Origin of the sequence: Bacillus sp. SIMBA_026, from assembly GCF_046535335.1 — a bacterium.
Taxonomy (GTDB): domain Bacteria; phylum Bacillota; class Bacilli; order Bacillales; family Bacillaceae; genus Bacillus; species Bacillus velezensis.
Window position 1 is genome coordinate 1 of sequence record NZ_JAWRWX010000204.1, and the last position, 268, is coordinate 268.

Here is a 268-nt window from a genome sequence, read left to right on the forward strand (position 1 = left end):
GACGGTGGCCACCGCGTCGAATCTCTCTGCCAAGCGCGTTAAAAAATGCAGGTCGCTTTCGTCGGTTTGGTCGATGTGGGTGATGCGCACGCCTGCTAGCGTTGCGCCCACGCTGGCCACCAGCTCATGGCGGGCGGCGATGGTTTCGATAATGTCGCGCACCGTGACGCTATCCCAGCTTTGCGTTCGCTTGCCCGGTAGCCCTTGGCGCATGTTGGCACTTGATGCGCGGATGTTGAGGGTATCCGGTGCGCCGGTGTGCTCGACT

The 268-nt window shown here is 61.9% G+C and carries 1 protein-coding gene; it reads right to left on the reverse strand.

All coding sequences use genetic code 11. The features are described 5' to 3' along the window. On the reverse strand, positions 1-268 hold a 268-nt coding region (locus SB847_RS21210), incomplete at both ends, for a contractile injection system protein, VgrG/Pvc8 family (RefSeq protein WP_410578608.1).